Below are 16,273 nucleotides of genomic sequence, written 5' to 3'. Positions count from 1 at the left end.
GTTTTAGGAACTGTTGCCTTTACAGTAAACCTTTAGGGGAGGCAGTCCCTAATTAATTCGTGTACATAAATGTACAAAAATGCTTTTTTGCACCACAGAAAGAGTCATAATAACAAGCTCTTGCGATCTGGCTTGGCCATGGCAAGTGCATTTTTGGCTCTGTTGGAGGAATGCCGTGCGTCGTTTTTTTATTAGTCTACTGCTTATTTTTTCTCTGGTGTTGCTGGCCTTTGCCGTTACCGAGCCGGCATTGACTATAGAAGCAAAAATTGCCAAGTCTGAATTGGCAAGCAGTGCCGTTGAAGCCATTACCGAGGAGGGTGACAGCCAAAGCCGGTATATGCTTCAGACCTTGTCGCAAATGCTCGGCCTAGATCGACTCGAAGGGCATATTGAAGCCTATGGCAAGACGCGCAGCATCTGGGGGACTGTGATGGAGTTGTACCAGCATGACAATGTTTTGGTGGCCGTGCTGGTGGCTATGTTTTCCGTGGTGGTGCCCCTGTTTAAATCCACATTGCAATTTGTTGTTTTGCTGCTTGGACCTGGGCCGAGAGTTGGGAGCCGACTTGGACGAGTGCAGGGGCGTTTGCAAAGGGTCACTGCTATGCTGAGCAAATGGAGCATGGCCGATGTGTTTGTGCTGGCGCTTATCATCACCTATCTGGGTGGTAATGCCGATGGCCACTTTGGTCAATTAGTCATAATGCAGGCGCAGTTACACCAGGGCTTTTGGCTGTTTCTCGGCTATTGCCTGGTGTCCATAATCACCAGTATTGTGTTACATCGACAGTGCCAACTATGGAATAGGGCCTAGAACACCTGAAGTTTTAGGCCCAGTTTCTGCCATTGCCTTTGTTCCGCTTCCAGATCGGCGGCGAACAAGGTGTGCTCCTTAAGCCACTTTCCCTTAAATTCCACGTTCAATGAATGGCCATCCACAGTGATGGCAAACTGAGGTTTACTCTGTGCCTGGCGCTTGCGGTTAAGCAAGACAGCCAAACGAAACAGGACGATCAGCCGATAGAGTGTGGCCTGCGGCAGATGAATAAAGTCGGGCATTTCTCTGAGCTTGATTTTCTTGCGCGAGAAACGGGTTAAGGTTGCCAGCAGTTGTTGCTGCTCCTGAGTAAAGCCGGGCAACTGGCTGTGGGCAATAATATAAGCGCTGTGCTTATGCAGTGCGGAGGAGTTGATGCTCAAGCCCACCTCATGCAGTTGTGCGGCCCAGTTAAGAACGGCCAAATCCTCTTCGCTTAATTGCCACGGCTTGGCAACATGAGGAAAAAGCCATTGCAGGGAAGCGCATACATTGGCGGCGTGCTCGGTATCTATCACATAACGGGCACTTAAGTTGGTGATGGTGGTAACGCGGATATCCTTGTCCGTGAGTTTGTCATGAAGCTCATGCAGCAGGCCTTCACGCAGCGAGTAATCGCAATAACTGAGCTTTTCTATATTCAGCGAGCGCATTACCGCAATCATAATGGCTAAACCTCCGCAAAAGGTGCCACGGCGCTCGGGCACCAGCTCGCTATAGGGCAGATTATCGAAGTGGCCAGCGGCGCAGCTGCTGTTCATTAGCTGTAATAAATCGTCTAGAGTCAGATCTTGGTTCAGATCACCCTGATGGCAAACGGCGGTCAACACCTTGGCGGTGCCCGAGGTGGCCAGCACATGCTGCCAACCTAGTTGACCATAACTGGTGGTGATTGACTCCAGCTCCTGCTCGGCGCGTAAAATGGCGCGCTGAAAACGCTTTTTGGTGATCCGGCCATCGCCGAAAAACTGCTGCGAATAACTGACACAGCCCATATTTCGACTGCTGAGCGCCAAATGCTGATGATGCTCGCCGATCACCAGCTCGGTGCTGCCACCGCCTATATCTATCACTAAACGGCGGCCTTCATGATGCATATGATGAGCCACGCCCTGGTAAATAAGTCGCGCTTCTTCCTGACCGGAAATTACCTCGATATGAAAGGGGAAAATCGCTCGCGCTCTTTGCATAAAGCGTTTAACGTTACGGGCCCGGCGCAGAGTATAAGTGGCGACCACCTTAACGTTGGCGGCGGGAAAGTTCGCCAGGGTAAGGGCAAATTGCTTGAGTACAGCAACCGCCCTGTCTATGGCTTCATCGCTGAGGCAGTAGCGGTGATCCAGCCCCGCGGCCAGATAGACCCGTTGTTTTTCCTTATGCAGTACCTCGAAGCGGCCATCGACTTCACGTGCTAGCAGCAGGTGAAAACTGTTGGATCCTAAGTCAACTGCGGCGTAGGTAGTGGGCTCATTGGTTTGCACGGCTGCTTTCCCATTTCTTCAGATAATCATGTATGGCTATCTGCGAGCGAATTTTCTTTTTATTACCGCGACGCACATAGTGATTTTGTTGTTGTGCGTCAATAATACGGGCTTTGCTGCGGTCGCGCCATTGCAGTTCAAGAATATCTATGATCACCTGCTGCAGGGCCGGGCTGTAGATGGGGACCCCGACTTCGACGCGATGATCCAGGTTACGGGTCATCCAGTCGGCGGAGGAGATATAGACCTTACTTTGTTCATATTTACCGAACACCATGACTCGCGGGTGCTCTAAAAAGCGATCCACTATGCTGATCACCTTGATATTCTCGCTTAATCCCTTAATGCCTGGCACCAGGGAGCACATACCGCGAATAATCAGGCGTATCTTCACCCCTTGCTGCGAAGCCAGATAGAGCTTGTCGATCAGTTCCTTATCTACCAGGTTGTTGATCTTAATAAGAATGCTGCCGTTACGCTTAAGCTGGCACTGCTCTTCAATCAAACTGTTGATACGCTCGCGGGCATTGACCGGCGAAACCATAAGGTGTTCAAAGTTAAATGGCTTGTAGCTGTGCTCGATAAACTTAAAGACGTTGTCGCACTCCTCACAAATGGCAGGATCTTTGGTGAACAGGCTAAAGTCGGTATAGATTTTCGCTGTTTTCTCGTGGAAGTTACCCGTGCCTATATGGGCATAGGAAACGATTTGCCCCTGCTCTTTACGGTGGATCACGCAAAGTTTGGAATGCACCTTCAAAGAAGGGATACCGAAGATAACCTTGATGCCAGCCTCGTCCAGGGATTTGGCCCATTCAATATTGTTCTGCTCATCGAACCTGGCCTTGAGCTCCACCATGACAGTCACCTTTTTACCATTTTTGGCGGCATTGACCAGGGCGCCAATTAAGCGCGACTGGCTGGCAACACGATAAATATTGACCTTGATATGCACCACATCCGGGTCGAAGGAGGCCTGGCGCACATAGTTTAAAAAGTGATTAAAGGTGTGATAGGGGTAATAGAGCAAGATGTCTTCATGGCTGATGGCATCGAACACGCTGCTAAAGCGCTCAAAGGCATGAGAGCGCAGGCTCGGCAGCGGGCTGTTTTCTAAATAGCGACGACCTACATTGGGAAAGGCCAAAAAATCGCGGAAATTACGGTATCGGCCACCTGGGATCAGGGCATCAAAGCGGTTGATACCTAAGCGTTTACGCAGCACCTTGTGCATTTCGCTGGGCATAGTATGGTCGTATACCAGACGCACCGGCTCGGAGCGCAGGCGCTGTTTTAAGCCCTTGGACATCTTGTCCAATACGCCTTCTTCGATTTCATCATCGAGATTGTATTCGGCATCTCGGGTCAGTTTAATGGCGTAGCCACGAATGGAGTCGAAGGCGAAAAAGTTGCCGAATACGTCTTTAAGAAAATAAAGAATAATATCATCGAGCAGCACTATGGTCTTTTGGCGCCGGGTTCTTTCTGCCGGCAGCACCACAAAGCGCGGCAGGCGATTGGTCGGCACCTCCAGCAGGGCGTAGTGATTTTTGTCATCCTGCATTTCCACGAACAAATAGGTCATGGTGTCGTTGATATGGCCCGAGTAATTCTTGTTTTCGTCCACCAAAATAGGTGACAGGTGTTCAAGTACCTCGGCCTTAAAGAAACCACCCAGCCATTGCTGATGAAAGGGGCTGAGCTGCTCTGGGCGTTTTACATGGATATTGTGTTCGGTCAGGGTCTTAAGAATATCATCATAGGCGACATTGAAATCATGACCCAGGGTTAAGACCTTGTCCTGAATTTGCTGCATTAAGGCCTCATCTTCGTCAAAATTGGCGTCTGGCAGCTTGTTAAGAAGAATTCGGCGCTTTACATCGGCAACCCGCACCTGGAAAAATTCATCGAGATTATTGGAGAAAATACCTAAAAAGCGAATACGCTCGATAATGGGGTTAGTTGTATCTCTCGCTTCTTGCAATACCCGCTCGTTAAACGATAACCAACTCAGCTCTTTGGGATAATAGCTGGTGACGTGCAGGTCGACTTGTTCCATGTTCATAACACACTCAGAATAAAGGGCTGGCTAAGTGCGCTAATTTATTGCAGAAACATGACCGAAATATGACAGAGGCCGCAGCCTTGCCTATTTCGGTCGTAAGTTTTTGCCGCTAATCTTCGATATCGACGATCACATCCGAGGTAATGGATTCTAGCGCTTCAATAACCACGTCTCGACTCATTCCCGCAGGTAAAGACACGGTTGCCATGGCGCTGAAAATAGGCACGCCCCAGTTAGGTGCGCTTTGTCGCTTTGATGTCAGATGGGTGATATTGGCCCCCTTATGACGGATCACGGTTGCCAGCTCTTGTACTATACCCGGGCGATCATTGCCGGTGATCACCAGGTTAATTAACTCGGCGGTTGCGGCGTTGGTGAGGTCGCCGGATTCGACGCGAATTTCCAAATGCGCAATGCTATTGAGGGAATCTTGTAACTCGCGCAGGTGCTCTTCGGCCACTTCGACCTGAACGATACCGGCAAACTTACCGGCAAGATGGGAAAGGTTACTGGCTAACCAGTTACCATGGTGACTAAGAATTACGGAAGCAAGGTCTTCTAAGAGGCCGGGGCGGTCTTGGCCGATTACGGTTAATACTAACTGCTGCATAGGTTACTGTCTCTTTATTATTGTGAGTGAAAAGCCCGTTTAAGGGAGCATATATAAACCCCAGAGAATTCGTTAAGGCAATGTTAATTATAAGGTTTTAAATAGGTTTGAATATTTATTCAAATCTTTCATCAGCAAGTATTGACCCCTTTTTTAAGTTTGTCCAATTGTTGCAGTGAGGATTTTAACTCCCGGGTCTGCTGGCTAAGAAGATTAAAATTCAGCTTTTCGTAGCAGTTTTAGAGCCATGTAACAAAACTGTCATTTTGATGAAATATAATCCGCACATCGTCAAGATCTAAGGGTAAGTTGATGACTTCCAATCCGCAAAACCTGTCATTTAGCACGGATAGAAGCCGTCTGTTTAAAGACAAAATAGCTCAGTTTAGTATTACCTCAGGTGGGGTAATGGTACTCGTGGCGCTGTTGCTGATATTTTTCTATCTCCTCTATGTAGTACAGCCAATTTTTGAATCGGCTGAAGTTCAAGAGCGCGCACATTTCACCGTAGACCAGCAAGAAGTAGTAGGTCTAGGCCTTGAAGAGCAAACCGAGGTCGCTTACTTGCTTAAGCGCAGTGGTGCCGTTGATTTCTATAATATCCAGGGGACTGATTTCGGTAAGCAGATCACCGAACTGACGGCAGAGTTGCCGGCGGCAGTGTCCAGCTTTGCAACCAGCGCGCCGCACCAGGGCTTGTACGCCTATGGTTTGGATAGCGGTGAAGTGGTTATCGTAAAGCCCAGCTTTCAGGTTACCTTCCCTAACAACCAGCGTAAGATGACGCCTGTCCTTAATTACCCCTTAGGCAGTGAGCCGTTAACGGTTGACCAGCAGGGCGCCGCCATAAAGCGCTTCGCCTTTGCTCAAACTGAAGGCAAGCTTGTTGTGGTTGCTTTGACCGCCGATAAGCGCGTGGTATTTAGCGCCTACGTGGGTGAAGAAAACTTTATGACCGGCGAAACCGAATGGGTTGCGGAGCAAACCGAGCTGGATATCGACGGTCGTATTGATGAGCTGTTGATCTCTCCCGATGGCAGTCGCGTTTTTGTGCGTTCGGCCAATCAGATTTATATCTTCGACAGCCGTTATGCCGATGATGTGCAACTGACACAGATTTTGGCGGCGAATGAAGAAAATGCCAATATTGTTTCTGCGCAGCTACTTGCCGGCGCCAACTCGCTAATGTTGGCCAATGACAACGGTGAAGTGTCGCAGTGGTTTGAGGTGAATACCGATGAGGGTAAGGAATTTAAGAAAATTCGTGCCTTTGAAACCTCAAAGCAAAAAGCCATTAATATTTACTCTGAATTCTACCGTCGCACCTTCTTTACTACCGGTGCCAACGGTGAGTTAGGCCTGTATTACACCACCAGTGAAGCTAAGCTATGGCAGGGCAAGGTGGCCGAAGGAGCCATTAAAAACTTTGCCGTTGCTCCGCGTGCTAATGCTGCGTTAATTCTTGCCGACAACAAGGTGAGCGTGCTGGAAATTGAAAATGAGCACCCGGAAGTAACCTGGTCTGGTTTATGGCAAGAAGTTTGGTATGAAGGCTACCCTGAGCCGGATTACATCTGGCAGTCAACGTCGGCCAGTGATGACTTTGAATCTAAATTCTCTTTGGTGCCTATTTCATTCGGTACCTTAAAAGCGGCCATGTACGCCATGTTATTCGCCGTGCCTATCGCTCTGTCTGCGGCTATTTACACCGCCTACTTTATGTCGAGCGAGCTCCGTAAGGTGGTTAAGCCAACGGTTGAAATTATGGAAGCCTTACCAACGGTTATCTTAGGTTTCTTGGCCGGTCTCTGGTTGGCGCCGTTAATTGAGGAAAACCTCCCGGCCATTGTCGCTCTCTTGGTACTGTTGCCTATAGGTATCTTAGCTACTGCTTTGGTATGGACTAAGCTGCCGGAGCATATTCGTCACCGTATTCCAGAGGGCGCACACTCGATTATTCTTATTCCTGTGGTGTTGTTTATCGGCTGGTTGTCATTTGCCATGAGCGGTAACCTCGAAGCCTGGTTCTTTGGTGGCAACGTGCGTCAGTACATTACCAACGAGTTAGGCATGACCTTCGACCAACGTAACTCTTTGGTTGTGGGTATCGCCATGGGCTTTGCGGTTATTCCGACTATTTTCTCGATTGCCGAAGATGCGGTATTCAGCGTGCCTAAGCACCTGTCGAACGGCTCTCTGGCGCTGGGCGCCACCCAATGGCAAACCCTAGTGCGCGTAGTATTACTTACCGCCAGCCCGGGTATCTTCTCGGCTATTATGATGGGCCTAGGTCGCGCCGTGGGTGAAACCATGATCGTACTGATGGCGACAGGTAACACGCCAATTATGGATTGGAGCATTTTCCAAGGTATGCGCACTCTGGCGGCCAACATAGCGGTAGAAATGCCGGAGTCAGAAGTAGGTAGTTCGCACTACCGTATTCTTTTCCTTGCCGCCTTTGTGCTGTTTATTTTCACCTTTGTCTTTAACACGCTTGCTGAGTTTGTTCGTCAGCGCCTGCGTGAAAAGTACAGCTCACTGTAATTAGAGGAGAAACGACATGATAAGACAGTGGTTTAAGTCTGGTTCTCCTTGGATTTGGATGACCGGTGGTGCGGTAAGCATCAGTTTGATTTCGGTAATCGGCCTGCTGGCCTTGATCGCATGGCGTGGTCTGGGCTTCTTCTGGGCCTCACCGGTACACGAGTTTCATATTCAGGGCTCGGTAGAGCAGCACACCGTAATAGGTGAAATCTATGACCACGAAGTGGTGCCGGCCAGCCGCGTACGCCAAGCGGGCGTAGACTTGGGGGACTTCCAGGGGGAAGAACTAACTCGTTACCTGATCAAAACCGGTAACCGTGAATATGTGGAGTTGGACTTCCGTTGGATTTTGGAAACCGACATCCAAAGCCAATCGACGCCCCATAACCTGGCCGTGTTCGAACGTTCTAAAAACGGTAACTTCTATGGTTATATCGAACAGGTGATCGAAAACGGTCAGCCGGTTCAAGGCGACCTGGAAGAAAAACTGGAAGAGCTGGTAGAGCGTGCGGTAGACCTGAATGAACAGGCGCTGGACCTGCAAAATGGCGACATTGGTCATATTAACTACGAGCTTGAGCGCCTGCGTTTAAAAGAGCGTGGCTATGAGCTTGATAACGAGTTGACTCACGAGCGTGCCGCTGAGCTTGAAGCCCAACGTAAGGCCTTGCGTGAACAGTATAAAGAGCTGGAAAAAACACTTTTCCAACTGCGTGATGACGCCAAGCGCGATCAGGTTGTAGTAAAAGACATGCGCGGTGAGCTGGTAACCCTGCCACTGTATCAGGTGCTGGATTTCTGGTTGCCGAACGACATGGGCTTCTTTGCCAAGGTGGGTCATTACTTCGGCCAGTTGGGCAAGTTTATTTCTGACGACCCGCGCGAAGCGAACACTGAGGGCGGGGTATTCCCAGCCATCTTCGGTACCGTATTTATGGTTATGCTAATGGCAGTGATTGTGACTCCATTTGGTGTGGTTGCAGCCATTTACCTGCACGAATATGCGGCGAAGAATGCGGTAACCAAGATGATCCGTATCGCGGTAATCAACTTGGCCGGTGTACCTTCGATTGTATACGGTGTATTCGGTCTTGGTTTCTTCGTTTACATGCTAGGTGGCAGCATAGACCAATTGTTCTACCCGGAAGCGTCGCCAAGCCCGGTATTTGGTACTCCGGGTGTGATCTGGTCGGCATTGACTCTGGCTATTTTGACTCTGCCTGTGGTTATCGTATCAACCGAAGAAGGTTTATCACGTATTCCAAGTCAGGTGCGTCAGGGCTCATTGGCTCTGGGTGCCACCAAGGCTGAAACCCTGTGGCGCATCGTGGTGCCTATGGCCAGCCCGGCCATTATGACGGGTCTGATTCTGGCGGTGGCCCGTGCGGCCGGTGAGGTTGCACCTCTGATGCTGGTGGGTGTAGTGAAAATGGCACCAACTCTGCCACTGGATGGTAACTTCCCTTATGTGCACTTAGATCGTAAATTTATGCACTTGGGTTTCCATATTTATGATGTAGGCTTCCAAAGCCCAAACGTAGAAGCTGCGCGCCCACTGGTCTATGCAACTGCATTCCTGCTGGTCACAGTGATTATTGCTCTGAACATCACGGCAATTGGTATTCGTAACCATTTGCGTGAGAAGTTCCGCGCGCTAGACAACTAATGTAAAGAATTGAGATAGGTAAAAACGTTATGATTACAGTTGCAACCGAAGTAAACGCAGCAAACACGCACAAGTTGGATCTAACCAATCTGACCCCAGAGCAAACAGCGTTACAGATTAAAAACCTCGATCTTTACTACGGCGAGAAGCAAGCACTGGCAAATGTCAGCATGGATATCCCCAAAGGTCAGGTAACCGCATTTATCGGTCCATCTGGCTGTGGTAAGTCGACGCTATTGCGTTGTATTAACCGCATGAATGATCTGGTTGATACCTGTCGTATCGAAGGTCAAATCCTGCTGCACGGCGAAAATATTTACGACAAGCGTGTCGATGTTGCGGCCCTGCGCCGTAACGTCGGCATGGTGTTCCAGCGTCCTAACCCCTTCCCTAAGTCGATTTATGAGAACGTGGTTTATGGCCTGCGCCTACAGGGCATTAAAGACAAGCGTAAGCTGGATGAAGTGGTGGAAAAATCACTGCGCGGTGCGGCCTTGTGGGATGAAGTTAAAGACCGACTGCACGACAGTGCCTTTGGTCTGTCAGGTGGTCAGCAGCAGCGTCTGGTGATTGCCCGTTCAATCGCGATTGAACCTGAAGTTTTGCTTCTGGATGAGCCGACCTCGGCACTTGACCCAATTTCAACCTTGGTTATCGAAGAGCTGATCAGCGATCTAAAAGATAAATACACTGTGGTAATAGTGACACACAACATGCAACAGGCAGCCCGTGTGTCAGACCAAACCGCATTTATGTATATGGGTGAGCTAATTGAGTATGCAGATACCAATACCTTGTTCACCACGCCAAGTAAAAAGAAAACCGAAGACTATATCACTGGTCGTTACGGTTAAGCTGTGATGGGCGTAGCAATGCTTGCTATCATTATTAGGTAAGAATTAAGAAGGCCATTATGGAACATAATATTAATAAGCATATCTCCGGTAAGTTTAACGAAGAGCTGGAAAATGTGCGCAATCATGTACTAAGCATGGGTGGTTTGGTTGAGCAGCAACTAAACAGTGCCTTAGACGCCGTAGCCAAAGGCGACGGCGAACTGGCGAAGAAGGTAAAAGAAAACGATTACCGTGTTAACGCCATGGAAGTGAACATAGATGAAGAGTGTACGCGCATCATCGCCAAGCGTCAGCCGGCGGCGAGCGATTTACGCCTGGTTGTTGCCATCGCCAAAACCATCGCCGATCTAGAGCGTATCGGCGATGAAGCCGAGCGTATCGCCAAAGTAGCCTTGGATTCTTTCACCAAGGATCAGCAGGGCTTGCTGGCGAACATGGAAAACATGGGTCGCCTGGTGTCAAAAATGCTGCACGATGTGCTTGATGCTTTTGCCCGTATGGATGCGCAAAAAGCGTTTGAAGTGCACAAGGCCGATGAAAAGGTCGACCGTGAATACGAAGCCCTGACGCGTCAGATCATGACCTATATGATGGAAGATCCGCGTTCAATTCCGCGTGTAATGGAGCTGATCTGGTCGGTACGTTCACTGGAGCGCATTGGTGATCGTTGTCAGAATATTTCTGAGTACGTAATCTACTTTGTTAAGGGTAAAGATATTCGCCACGTATCACAGGATATGATTGCGAAGACCATCTAACCGGTAGCAAGATGTAAGGGCAAAAGGACTTTTGCCCTTTTTTATGTTCATATTTTTCGCCGTCTTGGAGTTGGCAAAACATTGATGAATTGAGCATGAAAATTCATGCGTTCGGGTGATTAATAAGGTAAAATCACGCCCGAAGCATAAAGATGCAAATCGAAAATAAATTGACACTGATAGCGATTATAGGAGCCATCCTAAGACGTTTCCGTGACTTATTTATGACGATTTTATTGCAAACTAAGATTCAAAGGGTCAATTATGCCTAGTAATGCGTTTTTAGGGGTTTTTGCAAAATCACCTATTAAACCAATCGAAGATCATATAAAAAAGGTGCACAAAGCCAGCGCCATGCTTATTCCATTTTTTGAACATGTGTTTAAAAAAGAGTGGCATGAAGCGGAAGAGTTACGCCTTAAAATTCGCTCACTTGAACGTGAAGCGGACGAGTTAAAACGTGAAATCCGTCTTAACTTGCCACGTGGTTTGTTCCTTCCAGTTGAGCGTACCGACCTACTTGAGCTGATCACTCATCAGGATAAGATTGCTAATAAAGCAAAAGATATTGCCGGTCGTGTTGTTGGTCGTGAGATGACAATCCCAGAGACCATTCAAAAAGACTTTTTGCAATATTTATCCCGCTGCGTGGATGCAACTAAACAAGCATCAAAGGCAATTAACGAGCTAGACGAGTTATTGGAAACCGGTTTTCGCGGTCGCGAAGTTGTGCTGGTGGAAAAAATGCTGGTTGAGCTTGATGCCATTGAGCAAGACACGGACGACATGCAAATCAGATTGCGTCATGAATTACGTCGCATCGAAGACACGATGAACCCAGTTGATGTGATGTTCTTATACAAGATCATCGAATGGGTGGGTGATTTAGCAGATATCGCTGAACGAGTTGGTGCTCGTTTAGAAGTGCTGTTAGCCCGTTAACATTGCCCGGATTTAACTCAGTGAAAGGTACAGAGTTAAATCACACAAAGTTAAAAAAATAAGGTTTTTCTGATGGATATTATTTCGTCCTACGGTACCCTGTTAGTGCTTGTTGCCGCAGCGGTAGGTTTCTTCATGGCTTATGGTATCGGTGCAAACGATGTAGCCAACGCCATGGGTACTTCTGTGGGCTCTAAAGCCCTAACGATCAAACAAGCAATCGTCATTGCGATGATTTTCGAATTTGCCGGTGCCTACTTGGCTGGCGGTGAAGTAACATCAACGATCCGTAAAGGTATTATTGATGCCGCCCCATTTGCTGATATCCCTGAACTTATGGTTCTGGGTATGATTGCCGCGCTCTTTGCCGCGGGTAGCTGGTTATTAATTGCCTCTTTCCTGGGCTGGCCTGTTTCAACAACTCACTCAATCATTGGCGCCATCATAGGTTTTGCCCTGGTTGCCGTGGGTAGTGAAGCGATTCAGTGGACTAAGGTTGCAGGCATAGTCGGTAGCTGGATTGTCACCCCGGCGATCTCTGGTTTTATCGCTTATCTTATCTTTATGAGCGCGCAAAAGCTGATTTTCGATACCGAAAAACCGCTTGAGAATGCCAAGCGTTTCGTGCCTATGTATATGGGTCTTGCCGGTTTCGTAATGTCTCTTGTGACTATCAAAAAAGGCTTAAAGCACATAGGCATTAACTTGGGTGCAGTGGAAGGCTATATGCTTTCTATTGGTATCGCCGTTATTATCGCCATTATCGGTAAAATCGTTATTCAACGTATGAAGATGGACCCTAAAGCCGACAAGAAAATGCAGTTCAACAACGTTGAAAAAGTGTTTGCGGTATTAATGGTTCTGACCGCCTGTTGTATGGCCTTTGCCCACGGTTCAAACGATGTAGCTAACGCCATCGGTCCACTTGCTGCGGTAGTAAACATTGTTGAGAACAATGGTGAAATCGCTAAGAAAGCGGCGCTGGCCTGGTGGATTCTGCCTCTTGGTGGTATTGGTATCGTTGTTGGTCTTGCGCTACTAGGTAAGAAAGTAATTAAAACTATCGGTGAAGGCATCACTCACCTAACGCCTAGCCGTGGTTTTGCTGCCGAGCTTGCCGCTGCTTCTACCGTTGTTATCGCCTCAGGTACAGGTCTGCCTATCTCTACCACGCAAACCTTGGTTGGTGCGGTATTGGGTGTAGGTATGGCCCGAGGTATTGCCGCGCTGAATATGGGCGTAATAAGAAATATCGTTGTTTCTTGGGTAATTACGTTGCCTGTTGGTGCCGCACTTGCTATTGTAATCTTCTACGTATTACGAACAGCATTTGGCGTATAAAGCGTAGGCGCTGAGCGCCTGCCACGACTAAACAGTCTTTTAGCTTGAAAAGATCTCAACGCCCCAGGTGTTGGGGTCTTTTTATTTATGGGCATAAATATGACGAACCTACCCAGTATTAAGCAGCTACAGTATCTCTTAGCCGTACACCAGCATCAGCATTTCGGCCGCGCCGCCAGCGCCTGTTATATAGGTCAGTCGACCTTAAGTAGCGCCATTCAGAACCTTGAGGAAAACCTTGGGGTGCAGCTCATCGAGCGAGAAAATCGTAGCCTGATGTTTACCGCCATCGGCGAGGAAGTGGTGGAAAAGGCGAAGAAGATTATCGATGACACCATGAGTGTTAAAGAGCTTACTCGCAGTCACCTGCATCCACTTAGTGGCTCGCTCACTATTGGCATTATTCCTACTATTGCCAGTTTTGTGGCCGCGCCGCTGCATTGCTATTGTAAGGCCACTTTTAAAGAGCTGGATCTGGTGCTGGTAGAAGACACCAGTGATAAGTTGCTCGACAAACTCGAGCATGGCCATATAGATCTTGCCCTGCTGGCCTTACCTTATGAAACCAGCCGTTTTCATACTCAGATCCTTGCTAAAGATAAGTTTTATCTGGTGCATCATAAGGATTACCAGATTGACTCTGAGGTCGATTACAACCTGCTACCGGAGCACAGTGTCTTCTTGCTTGAGCGAGAGCACTGTATGACGGGGCATGCCCTTAGTGCCTGTAACCTAGAGCGAGCTAGCTGTATTAACCCTTTTGAGGCCAGTAACCTACATACCCTGCTTTCCATGGTGGAGTACAAGCTGGGCGTTACCTTCTTACCGCAAATGGCGCTCAATGCCGGGATTTTAGACTCCAAGCCCTTGCTGGCGGTGAGCTCGGACTCGGATGCCCATCGTGATGTCGGCTTAGTTTGGCGTAAAACCACGGGGCGTATCGGCGACTTCCGTCTCTTCAGTGAGAAGGTTGGCGAGTTTCTTCGCACCTGCTGCACGGTTGGCAGCGAATAATATTTGTTGAAAGCGGCTTAGGCCGCTTTTTTTATAAATAAATTTAATTTTTCCAAACTTTTTCCTATCGCCTTGCAACTAACCTAATAACACAATCAATTGATTGCTTAATTACGTGATTTTTAACTCAGAACAACGGCTAATAACAAAAGCACAAAGCGGCAGCAATAAAGCCTGGCTGACCCTGGTGAAACGCCATGAGAAAAGGTTGTATAACCAGTGTCTAAGGTTGCTTCAGCACCCGGATGACGCCCTGGATGTGATGCAGGAAACCTTTATCAGTGCCTATCAAGGTTTGGGTCAGTTTAATGGCCAAAGTCAGTTGCACACCTGGTTGTTTCGTATCGCCTATAACAAGTCGGCGGAGCATTTTCGCCGCCACCGCCAGCATCAGAGCCTGGATGAGGTGGCAGAGCCAAGCAGTAATGTATTGCATATGGAGCGCCCCTTAATGCAGGCGCAACAAAATCAGCGGCTGCTAGCCGAGCTTGCCAGGTTACCCTTTGAGCAAAGGGTGGTGGTGGAGATGAAATTCTTCCAACACTGCACCTTTGAAGAAATTGCGCAGCAGCTGGAGGTATCGGTCAATACGGTTAAAACACGTTTGTATGCGGCTTTGGGTCGATTAAAACCGCAATTGGAGGTTCATGATGGCCAAACAAAATAATCTAGAAGCGCTTTTTGACAGAGCCTTAGATGGCGAGCAGTTGAGTGCGGATGAAATGGCGGCGTTGAGCGGCGATCCTGTGTTTGGCCCCATGCTTAAACAGGCCGAATATTGGCAAGGGGCTGCCGAGCAGTTTGCTGCGCAGGATGTTCCTCAAAGCTGGCAAGCTGAGCGGTTGTTTCCATCAACGCCGACCTCAAGCCAGTATTTTCCCTGGGTAGCTGCAAGCATTATGAGCTTTGCCATGCTCTTTGGCGGTTACCAGGTGTATGGCACTAATCAGCAGCTGGTGGCGCAAATTCAACAGCAAGAGCAAACCTTAGCCGAGCAAAAACAGCAGATGCAGCAATTGAGCGAGGCCTTGGTGGCACAGTCGCAGTGGCAAAAGGAAGCCTTAGCGGATATAGCCACACAAACCGTGGATATCGCCCGCAGTGAGCGCCAGGATGCGATGGCGACTCTGGTCGATTACATCAATACCCAGCGGGCCCAGGATAATGCTTATTTGCGCATGCAGCTCAATGATATTGCTGAACAAATTGAACAACAGCCGCCTTATAGCACGGCTTACAACACAGAGAGTCAATGATGAAAAAGTACTTTATAGCAAGCGCTGTGGCGCTAGGTGTGGCTTCCTTTACTAATGTTGCGCAAGCCGGTGAGTTTGACCAGGTGCAGCGCCAAATTGGCATAGTGGAAAATATTCTGAGCACGGCGTTAAAGCAGGATCTAGAGCGTCAATCGGTACAGGTTTCCAGTACCTATTTGGCCAACCAAGGGGTGCTGTATCGAATTCGTCTGGATAATCATTTTGTCTTTGTAACCGAATTTGATGATATGCCCTTGCCGCCGCTGCCGCCTGAGGCCGTGATCACCGCAGATTCGGTGACCATGAATGATGGCCATATGGAATTTGTAAATGGTGAGGTCGTAGGTACAGAGTCCAAGGAAATCATTATTGAGTTGGAAGATATTCGTGAGCAATCGGAGCAAATGCGTGCCAGCGCTGAGCAGCAGAGGGAATTGCGGCATCGCCTTCGCGAGCTTAACCGCGAGCAAAGGGAAGTGAGAATCCAATCCAAGCTCCAGGATGACGATAAGGAGCTCACCAAGCAATTGCAGAAAATAGAGCGTGAAATCGTCAAGTTGCGCGAGGAAAAAGACACGCTCGATGCCAAAAACAAGGTGCTGGTCAAAGAAGTAAAGGTGAAACGTTTGAAGCAAAAGGAAAAGCAACAACAAGAGCAGCAGGAGCAATTACAAAAAGCACTCACCAGTGTAGCCCGCAGTCTCTGCGATTATGGTGTCGGGATGCGTGATATCAGTGATGAGCAATTTGTAAATGTGCAGTTTAGCCAGGCGCGTAACCAGCATATGGCGGTGTTTAAAAAATCGGATATCAACCGTTGCGTAAGTGGCAAGCTGGATCATAAAGACTTGCTAAGCAGAGCGAAGCAATACGCTTTATAGCAGGCGGGTATGAGTTGCACACATCAATGATGTACACC

At 48.5% G+C, this 16,273-nt stretch carries 14 protein-coding genes; 11 read left to right on the top strand and 3 right to left on the bottom strand.

What is annotated here, in order from left to right; all coding sequences use genetic code 11:
* The first annotated feature begins 175 nt into the window (after positions 1-175).
* A complete protein-coding gene (locus C2M24_RS10495) occupies positions 176-817 on the top strand; it encodes a paraquat-inducible protein A (protein ID WP_233999540.1) in 642 nt (213 codons plus the stop codon).
* Here C2M24_RS10495 and C2M24_RS10490 read toward each other — a convergent pair.
* From C2M24_RS10490 to C2M24_RS10480, 3 genes are all read right to left on the bottom strand, one after another.
* Positions 814-2,301 (bottom strand): Ppx/GppA phosphatase family protein, encoded by a 1,488-nt coding sequence (locus C2M24_RS10490; RefSeq protein WP_233999539.1) that lies wholly within the window; start codon positions 2,299-2,301, stop codon positions 814-816. The genes C2M24_RS10495 and C2M24_RS10490 overlap by 4 nt on opposite strands.
* The gene (gene ppk1 / locus C2M24_RS10485; protein ID WP_105200129.1) at positions 2,288-4,366 is read right to left on the bottom strand and encodes a polyphosphate kinase 1; all 2,079 of its coding nucleotides are present in this window, start codon (positions 4,364-4,366) and stop codon (positions 2,288-2,290) included. Before ppk1 ends, C2M24_RS10490 begins: the two co-directional genes overlap by 14 nt.
* A gap of 109 nt (positions 4,367-4,475) precedes the next feature.
* Positions 4,476-4,976 carry a glycine cleavage system protein R gene (locus C2M24_RS10480; RefSeq protein WP_105200130.1) on the bottom strand — a complete coding sequence of 167 codons (501 nt, stop codon included), beginning with the start codon at positions 4,974-4,976 and terminating at the stop codon, positions 4,476-4,478.
* A gap of 312 nt (positions 4,977-5,288) precedes the next feature.
* Here C2M24_RS10480 and C2M24_RS10475 point away from each other — a divergent pair, with 312 nt between their 5' ends.
* The 10 genes from C2M24_RS10475 to C2M24_RS10430 all read left to right on the top strand — a co-directional run bounded on the left by C2M24_RS10475 (position 5,289) and on the right by C2M24_RS10430 (position 16,235).
* Entirely contained in the window at positions 5,289-7,520 is a 2,232-nt protein-coding gene (locus C2M24_RS10475; protein ID WP_105214814.1) for an ABC transporter permease subunit, read from the top strand.
* A 16-nt stretch (positions 7,521-7,536) separates the two neighbouring features.
* Positions 7,537-9,186: a phosphate ABC transporter permease PstA gene (pstA, locus tag C2M24_RS10470; RefSeq protein WP_105200132.1), complete on the top strand. Its 1,650-nt coding sequence runs from the start codon at positions 7,537-7,539 to the stop codon at positions 9,184-9,186.
* Positions 9,187-9,215: 29 nt separating this feature from the next.
* Positions 9,216-10,040 carry a phosphate ABC transporter ATP-binding protein PstB gene (pstB, locus tag C2M24_RS10465; RefSeq protein ID WP_105200133.1) on the top strand — a complete coding sequence of 275 codons (825 nt, stop codon included), beginning with the start codon at positions 9,216-9,218 and terminating at the stop codon, positions 10,038-10,040.
* Positions 10,041-10,099: 59 nt separating this feature from the next.
* Positions 10,100-10,801, top strand: coding sequence for a phosphate signaling complex protein PhoU (gene phoU, locus C2M24_RS10460; protein WP_105200134.1), 702 nt, complete (start codon positions 10,100-10,102; stop codon positions 10,799-10,801).
* A 264-nt stretch (positions 10,802-11,065) separates the two neighbouring features.
* Positions 11,066-11,743 carry a TIGR00153 family protein gene (locus C2M24_RS10455; protein WP_105200135.1) on the top strand — a complete coding sequence of 226 codons (678 nt, stop codon included), beginning with the start codon at positions 11,066-11,068 and terminating at the stop codon, positions 11,741-11,743.
* A 72-nt stretch (positions 11,744-11,815) separates the two neighbouring features.
* On the top strand, positions 11,816-13,084 hold the full coding sequence (locus C2M24_RS10450; RefSeq protein WP_105214811.1) for an inorganic phosphate transporter: 1,269 nt from the start codon (positions 11,816-11,818) through the stop codon (positions 13,082-13,084).
* A 99-nt stretch (positions 13,085-13,183) separates the two neighbouring features.
* Positions 13,184-14,098: a hydrogen peroxide-inducible genes activator gene (locus C2M24_RS10445; protein WP_105214808.1), complete on the top strand. Its 915-nt coding sequence runs from the start codon at positions 13,184-13,186 to the stop codon at positions 14,096-14,098.
* Between the two features lie 115 nt (positions 14,099-14,213).
* Positions 14,214-14,765, top strand: coding sequence for an RNA polymerase sigma factor (locus tag C2M24_RS10440; RefSeq protein WP_105214806.1), 552 nt, complete (start codon positions 14,214-14,216; stop codon positions 14,763-14,765).
* Entirely contained in the window at positions 14,746-15,354 is a 609-nt protein-coding gene (locus C2M24_RS10435; protein ID WP_158683754.1) for a hypothetical protein, read from the top strand. The genes C2M24_RS10440 and C2M24_RS10435 overlap by 20 nt, the downstream gene beginning before the upstream one ends.
* Positions 15,354-16,235 (top strand): hypothetical protein, encoded by an 882-nt coding sequence (locus C2M24_RS10430; protein ID WP_105214802.1) that lies wholly within the window; start codon positions 15,354-15,356, stop codon positions 16,233-16,235. Before C2M24_RS10435 ends, C2M24_RS10430 begins: the two co-directional genes overlap by 1 nt.
* The last annotated feature ends 38 nt before the right edge of the window (positions 16,236-16,273 follow it).

Origin of the sequence: Pseudoalteromonas sp. T1lg22 (assembly GCF_002964645.1) — a bacterium.
In the GTDB taxonomy this organism is placed as follows: domain Bacteria; phylum Pseudomonadota; class Gammaproteobacteria; order Enterobacterales; family Alteromonadaceae; genus Pseudoalteromonas.
This window is presented reverse-complemented; position numbering and strand designations above follow the sequence as displayed.